This is a genomic window from Bacillus methanolicus PB1 (assembly GCF_000262755.1).
GTDB lineage: Bacteria > Bacillota > Bacilli > Bacillales > Cytobacillaceae > Bacillus_Z > Bacillus_Z methanolicus.
Genome location: NZ_AFEU01000003.1, coordinates 1,129,133 through 1,144,896 on the forward strand (window position 1 = coordinate 1,129,133; position 15,764 = coordinate 1,144,896).

General features: G+C 39.2%; 12 protein-coding genes, 1 pseudogene and 1 riboswitch. Of the genes and pseudogenes, 1 reads left to right on the forward strand and 12 read right to left on the reverse strand.

Going from position 1 to position 15,764, the window contains the following annotated elements:
- Nucleotides 1–255: 255 nt before the first annotated feature.
- The 3 genes from sdhB to PB1_RS15410 all read right to left on the reverse strand — a co-directional run bounded on the left by sdhB (nt 256) and on the right by PB1_RS15410 (nt 3,457).
- Nucleotides 256–1,023, reverse strand: coding sequence for a succinate dehydrogenase iron-sulfur subunit (sdhB, locus tag PB1_RS15400; protein WP_004438687.1), 768 nt, complete (start codon nt 1,021–1,023; stop codon nt 256–258).
- A gap of 3 nt (nt 1,024–1,026) precedes the next feature.
- The gene (gene sdhA / locus PB1_RS15405; protein ID WP_004438688.1) at nt 1,027–2,787 is read right to left on the reverse strand and encodes a succinate dehydrogenase flavoprotein subunit; all 1,761 of its coding nucleotides are present in this window, start codon (nt 2,785–2,787) and stop codon (nt 1,027–1,029) included.
- 61 nt (nt 2,788–2,848) lie between these two features.
- Nucleotides 2,849–3,457 carry a succinate dehydrogenase cytochrome b558 subunit gene (locus PB1_RS15410; protein ID WP_004438689.1) on the reverse strand — a complete coding sequence of 203 codons (609 nt, stop codon included), beginning with the start codon at nt 3,455–3,457 and terminating at the stop codon, nt 2,849–2,851.
- Between the two features lie 562 nt (nt 3,458–4,019).
- Here PB1_RS15410 and PB1_RS15420 point away from each other — a divergent pair.
- Complete coding sequence (locus tag PB1_RS15420) at nt 4,020–4,454, forward strand: YslB family protein (protein ID WP_034645706.1); 435 nt, start codon at nt 4,020–4,022, stop codon at nt 4,452–4,454.
- Between the two features lie 69 nt (nt 4,455–4,523).
- Here PB1_RS15420 and PB1_RS15425 read toward each other — a convergent pair whose 3' ends face one another.
- The 9 genes and pseudogenes from PB1_RS15425 to PB1_RS15465 form a co-directional block, all read right to left on the reverse strand.
- A complete protein-coding gene (locus tag PB1_RS15425; protein ID WP_004438692.1) occupies nt 4,524–5,753 on the reverse strand; it encodes an aspartate kinase in 1,230 nt (409 codons plus the stop codon).
- Nucleotides 5,754–5,919: 166 nt separating this feature from the next.
- A riboswitch (Lysine riboswitch) is annotated at nt 5,920–6,099 on the reverse strand.
- A gap of 69 nt (nt 6,100–6,168) precedes the next feature.
- The gene (uvrC, locus tag PB1_RS15430; RefSeq protein WP_004438694.1) at nt 6,169–7,941 is read right to left on the reverse strand and encodes an excinuclease ABC subunit UvrC; all 1,773 of its coding nucleotides are present in this window, start codon (nt 7,939–7,941) and stop codon (nt 6,169–6,171) included.
- Complete coding sequence (locus PB1_RS15435; RefSeq protein WP_004438696.1) at nt 7,934–9,436, reverse strand: hypothetical protein; 1,503 nt, start codon at nt 9,434–9,436, stop codon at nt 7,934–7,936. Before PB1_RS15435 ends, uvrC begins: the two co-directional genes overlap by 8 nt.
- Before the next feature lie 223 nt (nt 9,437–9,659).
- On the reverse strand, nt 9,660–10,589 hold the full coding sequence (locus tag PB1_RS15440; RefSeq protein ID WP_004438699.1) for an FTR1 family iron permease: 930 nt from the start codon (nt 10,587–10,589) through the stop codon (nt 9,660–9,662).
- Nucleotides 10,590–10,643: 54 nt separating this feature from the next.
- Nucleotides 10,644–11,402, reverse strand: coding sequence for a hypothetical protein (locus PB1_RS15445; protein WP_004438702.1), 759 nt, complete (start codon nt 11,400–11,402; stop codon nt 10,644–10,646).
- Nucleotides 11,403–11,421: 19 nt separating this feature from the next.
- Nucleotides 11,422–12,273 (reverse strand): glycosyltransferase family 2 protein, encoded by an 852-nt coding sequence (locus tag PB1_RS15450; RefSeq protein WP_004438706.1) that lies wholly within the window; start codon nt 12,271–12,273, stop codon nt 11,422–11,424.
- A pseudogene (locus PB1_RS15455) lies at nt 12,266–13,734 on the reverse strand (alkaline phosphatase family protein). Before PB1_RS15455 ends, PB1_RS15450 begins: the two are co-directional and overlap by 8 nt.
- Nucleotides 13,731–14,672, reverse strand: a complete 942-nt coding sequence (locus PB1_RS15460; protein ID WP_004438716.1) for a lysylphosphatidylglycerol synthase transmembrane domain-containing protein — start codon at nt 14,670–14,672, stop codon at nt 13,731–13,733. Before PB1_RS15460 ends, PB1_RS15455 begins: the two are co-directional and overlap by 4 nt.
- Nucleotides 14,656–15,606 carry an NAD-dependent epimerase/dehydratase family protein gene (locus PB1_RS15465; protein WP_004438719.1) on the reverse strand — a complete coding sequence of 317 codons (951 nt, stop codon included), beginning with the start codon at nt 15,604–15,606 and terminating at the stop codon, nt 14,656–14,658. The genes PB1_RS15460 and PB1_RS15465 overlap by 17 nt, the downstream gene beginning before the upstream one ends.
- Nucleotides 15,607–15,764: the final 158 nt, after the last annotated feature.

The following is a 15,764-nucleotide window of genomic DNA, read 5'->3' on the forward strand; positions in this document are numbered from 1 at the left end:
GTATTGTAACCCTCCTTGCCTTCGCCAGCTATGAACCGTGGGATGGGTATATATTTAGTCACCATATCATATGTGAATTAATGGAACAGAGTGACTATATTCGCTGAAAGGATGAGGGTTTTATGAAAAATGTGCAAAAGCTTATCCGCTTATCATAACTTTTTGATGATCAGCTAACAGTTTCTCATGCTATGTTTACTTATTAAACACAAAAAGAGGCTGACCCAGTTAGTTTTTGGATCAGCCTTTTTATTATTAAACTTCGTCGCTTCCAAAAAAATTACGGAAGGCCTGGATTGTTGTATCACGGTTTAACGCTGCAATTGAAGTTGTTAACGGAATGCCTTTAGGGCATGATTGAACACAGTTTTGTGAATTTCCGCAGTTGGCAAGGCCTCCGTCGCCCATGATCGCTTCAAGTCGTTCAGCCTTATTCATTGCACCTGTTGGATGGGCATTAAATAAGCGAACTTGCGATAATGGAGCAGGTCCGATAAAGTTTGATTTGCTGTTTACATTTGGACATGCTTCAAGGCAAACACCACATGTCATACACTTAGATAACTCATAAGCCCACTGGCGTTTTTTCTCAGGCATGCGCGGGCCGGGTCCAAGATCATATGTGCCATCAATGGGAATCCACGCTTTCACTTTCTTTAATGAATCAAACATGCGGCTCCGATCAATCTGCAAATCACGAATAACCGGAAAAGTCCGCATTGGTTCCAGGCGGATCGGCTGTTCCAGTTGATCTATTAGAGCTGTACAAGATTGGCGCGGCTTGCCGTTAATGACCATCGAACATGCTCCGCACACTTCTTCCAAACAGTTCATTTCCCATGTTACCGGTGTTGTTTTTTCACCTTTCGCATTTACCGGGTTCCGGCGAATTTCCATTAATGCGGATATAACATTCATATTTGGGCGATAAGCAATTTCAAATTCTTCTTGGTAAGGGGCTGACTCAGGATTATCTTGGCGTGTGATGATGAAACGGACCGTTTTAGTTTTAGTCTCAGACATACCTTATTGTTCCCCTTTCTTTTTCGAATAATCGCGCTTGCGAGGCTTGATTAAGGAAGTATCTACATCTTCGTAATGGAATGCAGGCGCTGATTTTGCGTCCACAAACTTTGCCATCGTGGTTTTTAAGAAATTTTCATCATCACGTTCAGGAAACTCAGGCTTATAATGGGCTCCCCGGCTCTCATTACGATTATAGGCCCCTAATGTAATAACCCGTGCTAATTGAAGCATATTTTTCAATTGTCTTGTAAAGACTGCACCTTGGTTGCTCCATTTTGAGGTGTCATTAATATTGATATTTTCATAACGTTCCAACAGTTCAACGATTTTCTCATCTGTTTTTAACAGTTTATCGTTGAAGCGGACAACGGTTACGTTATCAGTCATCCATTCACCGAGCTCTTTATGGAGGACGTAAGCGTTTTCTGTTCCATCTAGAGACATAATATGATTCCACTTTTCTTCTTCTTTCTTTACAAATCGGTCAAATATTAAAGAAGAAGTCGCATCAGAACTCTTTTCTAAGCCGTTAATGTATCTAACTGCATTCGGACCGGCAACCATTCCGCCGTAAATCGCAGATAATAAAGAGTTTGCTCCGAGGCGGTTTGCGCCATGCTGTGAATAATCACACTCACCTGCCGCAAACAATCCGGGAATATTTGTCATTTGGTCATAATCAACCCACAGTCCGCCCATTGAATAGTGAACGGCAGGGAAAATTTTCATCGGAACTTTGCGAGGGTCTTCACCCATAAACTTTTCATAGATTTCGATAATTCCGCCAAGTTTAATGTCAAGCTCTTTTGGATCTTTATGGGAAAGATCGAGATATACCATGTTTTCACCGTTGATTCCAAGTTTTAAATCAACGCATACATGGAAGATTTCCCGTGTAGCAATGTCACGCGGAACAAGATTTCCGTATGCCGGATATTTTTCTTCTAAGAAGTACCATGGCTTTCCGTCCTTATAAGTCCAGACACGCCCGCCTTCACCGCGCGCAGATTCACTCATTAGGCGAAGCTTGTCATCACCGGGAATCGCTGTCGGGTGGATTTGAATAAATTCACCATTCGCATAGTAAGCTCCCTGCTGATATACAATCGAAGCAGCTGAACCGGTATTAATAACAGAATTCGTTGATTTTCCGAAAATAATCCCCGGACCGCCAGTCGCTAAAATAACCGCATCGGACGGAAATGACTTGATTTCCATGGAAGTTAAATTTTGAGCTACAATTCCGCGGCAGATTCCTTCATCATCCAAAACTGCTCCTAGAAATTCCCAACCTTCATATTTCGTGACGAGTCCTGCCACCTCATGTCGGCGCACCTGCTCGTCCAATGCATAAAGCAGCTGCTGCCCTGTTGTTGCTCCTGCAAATGCTGTACGGTGATGCTGTGTCCCGCCAAATCGCCGGAAATCCAACAAACCTTCTGGTGTACGGTTAAACATTACACCCATCCGGTCCATTAAATGGATAATCCCTGGTGCAGCTTCACACATTGCTTTTACCGGTGGCTGGTTAGCAAGGAAATCTCCGCCATAAACCGTATCATCAAAGTGTTCCCATGGGGAATCGCCTTCTCCTTTTGTATTAACAGCTCCATTTATACCACCTTGGGCACAAACAGAGTGGGAACGTTTTACCGGTACTAAAGAAAACAACTCCACCGGGGTCCCTGCTTCCGCAACTTTGATCGTTGCCATTAAGCCAGCCAGACCGCCGCCGACTACAATTATCTTCCCTTTACTCATTGAGGTTCACTCCTATTCGTAGTCCGTCCATTTTTATTCCTATTATCTGAATATTTTTCAATTAAATAAATGCTGTAAGGGCGCGAATTCCAACAATTGAAAGAGCTACAAAGATTCCTAGCGTTACGTAAGTAGAGATCTGTTGGGAACGAGGTGTAACTGTTACTCCCCAGCTGACAAGGAATGACCATAAGCCATTCGCGAAATGAAAGATGGCAGAAATAACACCAATAACATAAAACCAGAACATGAAAGGAGATGATAAAATATTCTCCATCATTTGGAAATTAACTTCTTCTCCAAATGCTGCAGCAACGCGTGTTTCCCATACGTGCCAAGTAACGAAAATAAGGGTAATGACACCAGAAACGCGCTGAAGCAAGAACATCCAGTTCCGAAAAAATCCAAATCTGCTTACATTATTTTTCGCAGTGAATGCAATATAAAGCCCGTAGATTGCATGAAACAAAAGCGGCAAATAAATAACAAATATTTCAAGGAAAAGACGGAATGGCAGACTCTCCATAAAATGAGCAGCTCTGTTAAAAGATTCTTCTCCTCCAGTAGCGAAATGGTTTACTACAAGATGTTGCGTAAGGAACAGCCCTACCGGAATTACCCCGAGCAATGAATGCAGCCTGCGGTTAAAAAATTCTCGATTTCCTGCCACGAACTTATCCTCCTTGGTTTTTAACTGATGTTCAGGTTCTCTCCGCTCTCCACTATCGGAACGCAACCTTATCATCATTGTATAAAAATTTTTTTACATTTATGTGACATGTTCATTTTACTCTCATCAACAAAGAGCGTCAAGAAAACGGATACAAGATTCCTTAAAATTTTTTTGAAATATGTTGATATTGCGAATAATATATATAATAACTTTAATTTCAAATTTTCATCTAAAAATTCCATTATATTAAAATAACAAAAATTCATTTTTAACTTCCACTCTTTTTCTGCGGAAAAGGGGTGAGCTACGCTAACAAAGATAAAAATGGCAACTTATCTTTAGCAAGATACTTGTTTGGCTTTGTAAATATTTTGAGCTTGGCTTCGCTCACACCGCCTTATTATGTTGGTTCTGTTTTATAATGAAATCTATTTCCATGTTAGGGTTGGGAGTTAAAACTCATACTCGTTTTCTTTAAATATATGCTAATTTACGGGTAAATTGTATATAATATATTCATAGAAAGAGGGGAAGAGCATTGAGTGAATTATTAGCGGCAATGAAAGCGGCGGACTCAGATTCTCCTGTTGTCACTGCTTTCGGCTATGAATTAATACGTGACATTCTTCTGCCGGAGCTGCTTGGAAAAGATGAACCCGAAATCTTATATTGGGCCGGGAAACGGTTGGCGAGGCAATTTCCGCTAAAAAATTTCGATGAAATGTGTGTTTTTTTTCAGAAAGCAAGCTGGGGAACCCTGATTATAACAAATGAATCCAGTAACGAACTTGAAGTAGAATTAACAGGCGGCATAATTTCTCAAAGACTCCAGTCAAAAAAAGATATTTCTTTTCAGCTGGAAGCCGGTTTTATAGCCCAGCAAATCGAACTGCAAAAACAAGTGGTTGCTGAAGCTTTCGAACATCCGCGTAAAAAGGGATCAAAGGTGCAATTTACAGTTAAGTGGGATAAGAAAGACATCGTAAAGCCATGATTTAATTAATAAAGGGTCTGACACTTTGCATATGAGTCAGCCCTTTTGTATTTCTTTTTAAGTTGAGCGTTACGATTTAACAGTCGATCCCGACAATTCAAATGCTTGATGAATCGCTTCTGCTGCCTTAATCATCTGGCTTTCTTCAATTACCGTAGATACTTTTATTTCCGATGTGCTAACCATTTTTACTAGAATACCATTTGAAGCAAGCACTTCAAACATTTTAGCGGCGACTCCTGGGTTTGAAATCATTCCTGAACCGACAATTGAAACTTTTGCTAATCCCGTTTCCGATTCAATCCCTTTGTAGTTTAGCAATTTCTTATTGTTTTCGAGGACGGCCATTGTTTCTTCTAAATTGCCACTCTTAATCGAAAAAGATAAATTTGTTGTTTCAGCTTCAGTTACACTTTGGATAATGATATCAACATTAATGCGATGTTGGGCAAGTGTCGTAAAAATAGTGGATAAACTCGTTAACGAGTTTGGCAATCCAATAACTGTTACTCGTGTGATTTCGTCTTCAAAAGCTACTCCCCGAACAACAAGATTTTGTTCCATTGTTACTTCCTCCTCAATGATCGTCCCTGATTCCCGTTCCATACTGGAGCGCACCTCCAAAGGAACCCCGTAATTTTTCGCAAATTCCACTGCTCTTGGATGAAGGACGCCTGCCCCAAGATTTGCTAGTTCAAGCATTTCATCATAAGAAACAGAAGAAAGTTTCCGAGCCGACTTTACATGGCGCGGATCGGTTGTAAAAACTCCAGTAACATCGGTGTAAATGTCACATTTATCAGCTTTCAGAGCTGCAGCCAGTGCTACAGCCGTCGTATCGGATCCGCCTCTGCCAAGAGTCGTAATTTCTCCATGTTCATCAATACCTTGGAATCCGGCAACGACAACGATTTTTCCTACATCTAGCTGTTTTTGAATTTTTTCAGTTTCGATATTTATTATTCTCGCATTCCCGAAAACAGGCTCAGTTTTGATGCCTGCCTGCCATCCAGTGTAAGAAATGGCTTCATAGCCTTTTTCTTTTAATGCCATAGCCAAAAGCGAAATCGTTACCTGCTCTCCAGTTGTAAGAAGCAAATCCATTTCGCGCTTTGCCGGATGTGCAGAAATCTGTTTTGCTAAATCGACAAGCTCATCTGTTGTTTTCCCCATTGCCGAAACAACGACGACAACGTCATTTCCGTTCTTTTTTTCTTCAATTATCCGATCAGCAACGTTTAAGATGCGCCGAGCGGAGCCAACAGATGTTCCGCCAAACTTTTGGACAATTAATCCCAATGTTTTCCCCTTCTTTCTATAAAGTTAAAGTTCATTAAAGGAGTGCCGCCGTTTCTATATATAACTAGTTTTCTCTAAAAAGCTGTTTTTAAATTAATAAAATAAAAAACAGCAATGAGATAGCTACCTCATTGCTGTGGAAAACGTAAGAAAATATACGCAGACACAGTGAGATAGCTCTCCAAGGCAGCACTGCCTTGACAGTCCGGCATCTCTTAAATGCAGGACCAGCAAAGAAAAAAATGAGTTTTTCTTCACTTCGGCGAACATTCCCTTTCAAAGCTTTTCATTAAAGCTCATTCTTCTCCAAGCTTTTACTGATGAAGTTCGCACCTCTATCTTCACTTTAATGCTCTAAAGTGATTAAACGATTAAATTTTTTTCAGTATAGCATACGTCCGGATTTATGACAATGTCATTCCTGCAACTTTTTCATTAATTCTTTTGCGACATTTGCCGGAATGCCGGCAGCAGTAAAGTCCTCCATTGTTGCTTCCTTCATTTTTTTCACGGAACCAAATTGTTTGAGAAGCAGTTTTTTCCGTTTCTCACCAATCCCCGGGATGTCGTCCAATAACGATTGAAAAGCACTTTTTCCACGCAACTGGCGGTGAAATGTAATTGCAAACCGGTGCACTTCATCTTGGATACGCTGGAGCAAATAGAACTCCTTGCTGTTCCGTTTTAATGTAACGACAGCAAGAGGATTTCCAAATAATAACTGTGAAGTTTTATGCTTTTCATCTTTTACAAGGCCGGCAATTGGAATTTCCAGTCCAAACTCATTCTCAAGCACGTCCTTGACAGCTTCAACATGGCCTTTTCCGCCATCAATAATTATCAAATCCGGCAACGGAAGATTTTCTTTCAAAACTCTCGAATATCTTCGTCGGACAACTTCCCTCATTGACTCATAATCATCAGGTCCTTGTACAGATTTAATTTTATATTTTCGATATTCTTTTTTCTCAGGTTTGCCGTCAATAAAGACAACCATAGCAGAAACGGGGCTTGTTCCCTGAATGTTCGAATTATCGAAAGCTTCAATCCGATGGGGTGTATAAATTCCAAGCTGGCGGCCTAAATTTTCAACTGCTTTAATCGTTCTCTCTTCATCCCGTTCAATCAGCGAGAACTTTTCCTGCAAGGCAATCTTAGCATTTTTCTCAGCCAATTTTACAAGCTCTTTCTTTTGGCCCCGCTTTGGCCTTAACACTTTTACATCAAGAAGTTTTTCCGCCATGTCCGCATCTACTGAGTCTGGAGCCAGTATTTCTTTTGGTTTAAAATGATTTGGCTTTGAGTAAAATTGCCCCATAAATGTAAGAATTTCTTCCTCAGGTTCTTTGTAAAGCGGGAACAACGAAACATCCCGTTCAATCAATTTCCCCTGCCTTATAAAAAATACTTGAACGCACATCCAGCCTTTTTCGACGGCATATCCAAATACGTCCCGGTCGGTGAAATCAGTCATCGTCATTTTTTGTTTTTCCATCGTCATTTCAATATGCGCAATTTTGTCGCGGTATTCTTTTGCCCGCTCAAAATCAAGTTCTTCGGCAGCAGCAGTCATTTTTTCAGCCAGTTCTTGTTTTATTTCTTTATAACCGCCATTCAAAAATCGGGTAATTTCATCTGTAATCGTTTTGTATTCTTTTTCATCCACTTCTTTTACACAAGGGGCAAGACATTGTCCCATATGATAATATAAACAAACCCTGTCCGGAAGTGTAGAGCATTTTCGCAGCGGATAAATCCGGTCAAGCAGTTTTTTTGTTTCATTCGCAGCTTGAACATTTGGATAAGGTCCAAAGTACTTTCCCTTATCTTTCGTTACTTTTCTTGTCGTGATAAGCCTTGGATGCCGTTCGCCCGTTAATTTGATAAACGGATAGCTTTTATCATCCTTCAGCATGACATTATACTTCGGATCGTGTTTTTTAATTAGATTCATCTCAAGGATCAGAGCTTCAATATCTGAAGAAGTGACAAAATATTCAAAGTCTTCAATTTCATTGACAAGCCGAAGTGTTTTACCGTCATGGGAACCGGTAAAATAGGAGCGGACCCGATTTTTCAGCACTTTTGCTTTTCCGACATAAATAACCGTTCCTTGCCGGTCTTTCATTAAATAACAGCCGGGCTGATCCGGCAAAAGAGCAAGTTTGCTCTTTATTGTTTCATTCATCATGTTCACCCCCTGATGTATTTTTCCATTTAAATAGCGTAATCTCGCTATAAATCGGATCGAATAATTCATTTGATTGAAAATGTTGTACTTTCACAATATTGTCTTCAACATCGATTCCTTGCTGTTTAAAACCTTGGACAACCTTATCTGTAAGTAAAATCTCTTTATCGGAATAATATCCGGCATCATGCACAAATACATTGTAAGTTTGAACACGTTTATGAGAAAAGGGAACATTTAAATAGTCAAATACCCTTGTTTCCTCCCAAGTATAAACAATAAAGGGATTTTTATAATGATTCAAAAACTTTGCCGTCTTGTATATGGCAGGCTTAAGGGTTGCTTGTTCTTTTATAAGTGATGCTGCCAAGAAACATTGACAGCATAAAATAAACATGCATAGAAGTGCAACTAGATGATTTCTCTTTGCCAGTACTACAATAAAAAGATAAAAAAGAATGAACATTGCTAACGGAAGAATATGTCTCGGTTTATCAATATTTTGAGCAAAGAGAGCCCATAAAAAATAACAAAAGCCCAATAAAAACAAAAGCTTGAGCAGAATGTCTTTCTTAACATTCTCCCATTTCATGCTAAACAAAAAAAGAATCGCGATTAGAAAATAGAAAACCAACAGTATTATAGACCGGGAAAGGATTCCTGTCCAAAAAATGTTCTCGATAATGAAAATTCTCAACCTTTCAACAAAATTTAGATCAACCGCTGTAACAGCCCCTCCCCAGCTTTGAAAATGCCCGCTTGTAAATGCAAGGGCGAGTTTAATGAATGGCTTTATGCCGCCCTCTGAAAAAGCTGCAGCTAAAACCCAAACAAACTGAAATAAAAATGCAATGATGGTATTAACAAAAATTTGCTTCATTGAAATGTGTTTTTCTTTCCATTTTCTATAAAAAAAATAAACGATTCCTATTGAAAATGGAAAATAGGATAACCGAATGCCAAGAAGAATACTTAACAGAAACATCGACAGGACGCCGGAAAGCGGATGCCTGCTTTTCAAGGCAGTTTTCAGACTATAAACATACCACCATAATGCCGAAAGTGCCGCTCCTTCTGACATTGGCTGATTAACCATTGTGAGGCAATAGCTTCCAGTATATAAAATGGCTGTCATGAGCAAGCTATATTCTCTCTTAAGATATTGTCTGCCTATTAAATAGATAGGTATAAGAGCACTGCTGAAAAAAAGGATATTAAAAACTGTCAAGGCTTCTGCCGGATTTTCGATCCAAAGATGAAGAATTTTCCCTCCAAGAATAAAATATGGGTATCCCGGAAAGTGGGGCTGCATAGCCATGATATTGTACATGTCCAATCCTCGAGCAAAATCAACCTGATCCCAAGTAGAGGCAAATGAATTTGTATATTTAAATTGAAAACCAAGCAAGAAACTAATAGCGAGTAAACTAATGATTTGAATGAATGTTGTAAATAAATTTGTTTTACACGCAAATTTATTATTTTTTTTCATATATTCTTCACCGTCTTATCACGTTTAATATGTCGATGTCATAATAATTATAACAAGTAATAGTCAGGATTTTCTCAAGAGGAAAGGTACATTCTCAAAAAGAAAACAACCTTGCCAAAATGTGATTATGACAAGGTTGTTTCAAGTGAAGGTTCGGAGAAGAATTTCTTCCATTACAAAATTCCTCTTAAGCATCAGCCTCTGGATATTTTGAACATATCTGTTATTTTGCCTGTGGTTTTAATATTTTCACATTGTTTACTGCTTCTTTGTTTTCTTTTTTCTCATGGACATCCTTTTGTCGATACCAAGTCAAAAGGTATATGCCGGCGAAGTAACCAACATAGGCGATTACTTCTTCGATGGACGGCATCGAAGAATAGCCAAATAATGCTTTTAAGAAAATACCGATATCCCCTGAAAGCACTGGAGCCACTCCATGATCGCGAAGGTAATGCTGATAATCAATAGGATGTTCGGGAAGAAGCCATGTAATATCATAAACATGCGGAAGAACGCTTCCGATCATATTCAAATCCTGCATCATGGAAATGGACTGAACAATCAAACCGGCAGCTATTAATATAATGAATACACCGGTTACTTTAAAGAAAGTTTTTAGCGGAACGCGCATTGTTCCTTTAAAGAATAAGTATGAAACAACTGCCGCAATGACACCCCCGGTAATAGCGCCCCAGCCTTGCATTGCAGCACCGATATTTCCGCCGGTAATCGCCGCGAAGAAAAAAACTGTTTCTACACCTTCCCGCAATACGACAAGAAAAGAATGAATCACCATTCCTGCAATGTTTCCGGTTGAGATAAAATGATTCATTTTACCTTCCATATTGCCTTTTAAGTCCCGGCTGTGACTCGCCATCCAGAACACCATTTGAGTTAACAGCAAAGCTGAGACTAACATAATGCCGATTTTTAAGTACATTTCACTTCCCATGGCGGCAAAACCGGTTAACACTACTTGGAACAGCATCGCAACAACAACACTTGCAAGAACAGCCATTCCTGCACCGAGCCAGACATATTTTGTGTATTTATGATAATCCATCCTTTTTAAATAGGTTGTGATAATCCCAACGATTAGTAATGCCTCTAATACTTCACGGAAGGTTATTAGCAATGCTTGTATTTCCACAGTGTGTTCTCCTCCCCATCGTGTTTGTCAACAAGTTTAATCTCTATAATTTTTTTATTTTTTTCTTTGCCGAACCGTAAAACCAACAACTCCTGCAATAATTCCCACAATCACAAGAAGCGGTATCCAATTTCGGATATTTGAAATATCAGTCCAATCCTTCTTTTCGTTGTTTATTCCGCTTTCATTTTCACTTTCTGTAAAATGTCCTACTTTAAGGCTGGCTAAACCAAATTCTTTTTGAAGGGTGGTCAAAATCGTTTCCTTGCTTGCTTTAAAGGCCTTAATATCAGATTCCTTTTTCCCTACTCCGAAAAGTCCGGGATTTCCCAGGGAATTTAAAGCATTGTCAAACTCAGCTTTCAGTTTTTTATCCGTTTCAGTGTTTTTAGATTCAACTATAGGAGATAAAGCTTCGTATGTAGCAAAGGCCTTAGCCAGCAGCTTTTTGCTAGTGTCGTATTCAGAAAAGTTTTTTTCAATGTTTTCTAATCGTCTTGCAATGTTTAAAACGAGCAATTTCTCCATATTCTCAGTAAGTTTCTTTTTATCTTTTTTTTCTAAGTTGTTTAAGATCGTTTCTGCCGGCTCATGACCCATATGCATATCAATTTCTTTTTTTACTGTTTCAAAAATAGCTTTTGCAGAAGTAAAATCCGGAGGGGTTTGATCTAATTTGAGCATCATTTCTTTATAAACTTCAGCAAGCTTTTCCTCATTCGGATCACCGTATGAATAAGCAAATGTATGGTTGGTGTACATATTACTGATAACGAATATCAATATCAAACAAAAAAACTGGTATTTTTTCATCCGTTTCCCTCCTACACTGTTAATGATAATGATTATCATTGTTTATGTCAATGTAACGTTCCAAATTTTTCACAAAATTATCATATTTTTGTTTTAAACCGCTATTTTTTGTCGAATTTTTTTTGATCTCTGGCTTTAAACCCTTATCGAAACTTCGATCAATTTTCTCCTTTTTGACTGGGCGAAGCATCTCTTTTATAATAGCCGGAAGCACAGATCTCAAATATTTCTTAAATGTAATAAACGATTGTCCTGTTGTCCGTACTTGATAGCGAATCGGAACTTCCTTTACACGAAAACCTTTTCTTACTAAATTTAAAGTCAGCACCTGTGCGTAGTTATAATCGTGGATAATTTCAGCATGTTTCAATGCCTGTCTGGAAAAAGCCCTCATGCCCGATTGGCCGTCATATAACCATTTCCTTAATAAGACCGATTGAAGAAAAGTAAAAAAATAATTCCCTAAACGCCGATGCAGCTTCATTCCATGAATTGTTCCCAAAAAGCGGGACCCCATAGTGTAATCAGCTTCCCCATTAAAAATAGGTTGTAATAAGTCAGGAATTTGTTCAGGAGGATACTCGCCGTCTGCATCGATCATAACCCCGATATCCGCACCTCTTTCATAACATTCCTTTAACCCTGCACGAACTGCGGCGCCAAGTCCTCTATTCTTCTCAAAACTTACAATATATTCTACTCCTGCTTCTTTCGCTATATTCACAGTTCTGTCCTTTGAACCGTCGTCAATAACAAGCACTTTCACATCGAACCGGGGGTGAAAATGACGAGGGATTCGCTTTATTACATCCCCGATCGAAGCTTCTTCATTAAAAGCAGGCAAAAAAACAATCACAAGTTGCTTACGCATGTTTCACTTCATCCTTTGCTTCATTAATCGCATCAAGGAGCACTTTTCCCCTGCTGCGGCTCGGATATGGAGCTCCAAGCAAATAAGCAATGGTCGGTGCCACTGACACAAGGCTGTGTTTCTCCTCTATTTTTTTCCTTTGGCGATATTCGGACCATACAAGAAAAACGGAACATATCGCTCCCCTTCATCTAAATGGCCGTGGCCCCCGATCCCATCTGCCTGTCCATGATCCGAACAAATGATTAGAGTCGTATTTTTCATCTTTCCTTCCCGGTCCAACCATTCAACAAATTGTTGAACATGTGCATCGGCTTCCTCGATTTTTTGCAAATATTCATCGTACAAAACACCTCTGCTGTGTCCTGTTTGATCAGTGGCGATCAATTGAATGACCAATAAATCAGGGTCTTGTTCTTTCATGATCTTTTTCGCTCTTTCGATAATATTTTCATCAGCTTTATCATTATGCATGACTGCCGTAACCGTTTCAACATCATCCCCCATTGAATCTACTAAATGGGCAATTCCCAAGAGCCTTCCCGTTTTCCCGACCTTTCGAAGCGAATCAAAGATGCTTTCTACTTTAATTCCAAGCTTCCAAACCATATTGGATTGAATCCCGTGTTCAAACGGATACGTTCCCGTGAACATGGAAGTGAAGCATACAACGGTTCTTGCTGGATAGACCGTTTCCATATTCATATACTCCGTTCCATTTTCCTTTAGGGAGTCCAAGAATGGAGTATTCGCTTCATAGAACCGTTCTTTCCGCATTCCGTCAATCACGATGACAATGACTTTGTCTGATATTGCTTTGGCCGGATTGGGCGCATTATTCGTATATTCGTGATAAATGGCCGGCTTCCAGTCAAATAAATTCCGATGAAGGATATAAGCAAAAAGAAGAACGAATGTATAAAAACTGAACAATTTTAATATGTTTTCATCCAGCCATGAAGGAGTCTCTTGATAGATCATTTCCCAAACAGACAGGATAAGGAAAAATTTCGGCAGCTGCTCCTGCGCATTGCCGCTGGTGGAATCGCTGTTTTTTAAGACAAGTTTCCAAAAACGGGTAAAGTTCAGCCAAGACGTTCCGATTCTTAAATGATAATAAAGCGTCCCCCAGAAAAAGACGGTAAAAAAGAAATAAAGTCCTGCAGAAAAGAGAAGGAGCGGAAAACTCGCTTCTTTCCAAATGATCAGGAAAACAACAAACGGAATCCACAAATAATTCCGCAAAAATAACGGAAAGTCAAATATAAAATAAATGGCTAAAAGGGGAACGACGAATAAAAAAGCAAGAAAAAGATCGTGTATAGCTGATAAATCTTTCAGATCATGAAAATGAAACAGAAGCATCGTTCCAAAAACGAAAATAGGCGTAAACGGCTTTCCTTCATTCAATAAATTCCAGCATCTGGCTGCAAATTTTTCAAACTTTGAAGCACTTTTCACTTCCCCTTCACTCCTTTCTGTCTGATCCAACTTTTTAGTACATTGATCGGAACAGGAAATATGCAAATAGCTGCAAATCCGGCCAGATAAGAAAAAATAAACTTAATCCCATGAGTCAAAATCGCAATGGTATACCCTTCTTTAAATGAAAAACCGATGAATCCAAGAGCAAAAGACATGAATGCTTCATAATTGGCAATGCCACCCGGTGTTATTTGAAACACCTGGCCTGCAATGGTTACACTATTCGTCCAAACTGCAGCCGTTAAAGATATTTCCTTATTAAGGGCGAAAATAGTCCCGTAGAGAACTGCTGCTTCTAGAATCCAGCTTGTCAGTGTCAATAAAAAAACCTGTAATCCATTGGTTCCCGAAAGCGCATTCTTTAATAAAGCGACATGACGATTCACAAAAATAGGAAACCTATTTTTTAACAGCTGCAATGCAATTAAACTTATCACCAGCACAAAAAATAGAGCCCAAAACGGAATTCGATAGTGTATATGAAAAGCGAAAATCCCTATCAAAGCAATTCCTGATAGACAAAGCATATCTATTACTCGTAAAACAAATACAGAATGCAATGATTCTTCAGCCGAAATATGTTGATCCCGGGCAGGCAGCACTCCTGCCCTTGCCAAGTCTCCTGCTTTTACCGGAAGGATATGGTTTAGAAAAAGGCTGTAAAAAAGACCTGCAAGACACGAAAAAAAGCTTGGCCTTCCTTTCAAATATACTTTCCATGCAATCGCTTTTAAGACGAAAGACAGTAAATAGGCAAGCAAGATAAGAAAAAGGATAGACGGCTTTTTCCAAATTTCTTTGCCGCTTTCCCATAAGAACCCGGCATCAAAAAAATTGTAAGTTAATGCGATAAAAACAATAAGAATCAAAATGGACGGAACATTTTTCATTAATTGTTTAAAGAAGGTTTTCATTTTTCTTTGCCCACTCAACTGTTTTTAAAAGACCGGTTTTAAAATCCACCTGAGGCTGATAGCCTAATAATTGATTCGCTTTCGAAATATCCGCCCAAGTTGCATAAACATCCCCTTTCCGCTCGGCTTCCAAATTCACTTTCATATTTGGAAAAAATTGCTTCAAATCACTTAAAAGCATTTCCATCGAAATGGCATTGCCGGATCCGAGGTTGAGAATTTCACTTTGATCTAACTTCGTCATAGCAAGGCAAATCCCGTTAACAATATCATCTATGTACGTATAATCGCGGATGCTTCCTTTTCCAAACACTGTTATTTCTTCATGACGGAGCAACTTTTTAATAAAAGAAGCGATCGCCATATCCGGACGCTGCCACGGTCCGTAAACGGTAAAAAACCTCAAAATTTTTACTTTGAACCCGTATAGATCCTCATAAACATGGCAAAAGGATTCTGCTGCATGTTTTGAAGCGGCATAGGGAGAAATAACTTTCCCTGATGCCATATCTTCCCGAAAAGGAATTTTTTGCTGATTGCCATATACAGAAGACGATGAAGCAAATATTACCTGGTTTGCTTTCGATTCTCCCGAGGCTTTCAGTACATTAATCGTCGCTTTTATATCATAATCTACATATTCCAGAGGGTTTGAAATCGAATACGCCACCCCCGGCAATGCCGCTAAATGAATAACCGCTTCGGGAGAAATTTGACGAAATAAAGCCATGGTTTTCTCTCTATCCAACAAATTAACATCGAAAAATTGAAATGATCCTAACTCTTGAATCTTTTTAAGATGCTGTTTTTTCCTTTTAGGAGAGTAATATGAATGCAGACAATCTATTATAAAAATCTCATAACGTTTTTTCAATAAATGCTGTGCAAGATGGCTTCCGATAAAGCCGGCTCCGCCGGTGATTAACACTTTCATTGGGTACACCTCTTTTGTTAATCTAAACCAAAAGCCATTTTACCATAATCGGGATGCAGTTCCCATGTTTCTCCCACTAGCTTCTATAAGATATGAAGAGGCTGTCTCATAAGGGTCTGACCCCATGTACATTTATCAATATATAGCACATTTATGCA

Coding starts and splice junctions, on each gene's coding strand:
- sdhB (WP_004438687.1), bottom strand. CDS start 1,023: ATGTCTGAGACTAAAACTAAAACGGTCCGTTTCATCATCACACGCCAA.
- sdhA (WP_004438688.1), bottom strand. CDS start 2,787: ATGAGTAAAGGGAAGATAATTGTAGTCGGCGGCGGTCTGGCTGGCTTA.
- PB1_RS15420 (WP_034645706.1), top strand. CDS start 4,020: ATGAAAGCGGCGGACTCAGATTCTCCTGTTGTCACTGCTTTCGGCTAT.
- uvrC (WP_004438694.1), bottom strand. CDS start 7,941: ATGAATGAAACAATAAAGAGCAAACTTGCTCTTTTGCCGGATCAGCCC.
- PB1_RS15435 (WP_004438696.1), bottom strand. CDS start 9,436: ATGAAAAAAAATAATAAATTTGCGTGTAAAACAAATTTATTTACAACA.
- PB1_RS15445 (WP_004438702.1), bottom strand. CDS start 11,402: ATGAAAAAATACCAGTTTTTTTGTTTGATATTGATATTCGTTATCAGT.
- PB1_RS15450 (WP_004438706.1), bottom strand. CDS start 12,273: ATGCGTAAGCAACTTGTGATTGTTTTTTTGCCTGCTTTTAATGAAGAA.
- PB1_RS15460 (WP_004438716.1), bottom strand. CDS start 14,672: ATGAAAACCTTCTTTAAACAATTAATGAAAAATGTTCCGTCCATTTTG.
- PB1_RS15465 (WP_004438719.1), bottom strand. CDS start 15,606: ATGAAAGTGTTAATCACCGGCGGAGCCGGCTTTATCGGAAGCCATCTT.